The following is a 509-nucleotide window of genomic DNA, read 5'->3' as shown; positions in this document are numbered from 1 at the left end:
GCCAGTGCGATGAACGAGATCGGGCCGACCGTCGCCGTCGCGAGTGCGGTGAGGCCGATGCCGACGACGATCGCCGACACCTGCACCGCGCGCACATTCTGTCCCAGCGCCGTGGCGAACGGCGTCCCGATTTGCAGGAGTCGCATCGGCCGGCTCAACGCGATGGCCGCCACGATGAACACTGCCGAGCCGACGAAGGCGGCGGCGAATGTGGGCCACGAAACACCGGAAAGATTGCCGGCACCCCAGAGGCTCGCCATGATCGCATCCTCCACCGTCGCCGTCAGCAGGATCCAGACGTTCACCGACGCGAGCATGGCGCTCACGCCGATGCCCACGATGATCAGACGCACCCCGCGCACGGAACCACGCTTCGACGACAGGAGGAACACGAGAAACGCGGTGACGATGCCGCCTATGAGTGCCGCGATCATCGTCTCGACCGAGCCGCCACCGATCAGCAGCATGACGATCAGGGCGCCGGTGTACGAACCGGTCTGGAACCCGAT

1 protein-coding gene is annotated in these 509 nt (G+C 66.2%); it reads right to left on the bottom strand.

All coding sequences use genetic code 11. The features are described from left to right. A partial coding sequence (locus tag IFT89_RS19955; protein WP_244650892.1) for an iron chelate uptake ABC transporter family permease subunit occupies nucleotides 1–467 on the bottom strand: 467 nt, incomplete at its 3' end. Nucleotides 468–509 lie beyond the last annotated feature (42 nt).

It is taken from the genome of Plantibacter sp. CFBP 13570 (genome assembly GCF_014841395.1).
GTDB classification, from domain to species: Bacteria; Actinomycetota; Actinomycetes; order Actinomycetales; family Microbacteriaceae; genus Plantibacter; species Plantibacter auratus.
Note: the sequence above shows the minus strand (reverse complement) of the source record. Positions and strands in the feature narration are given on the sequence as shown.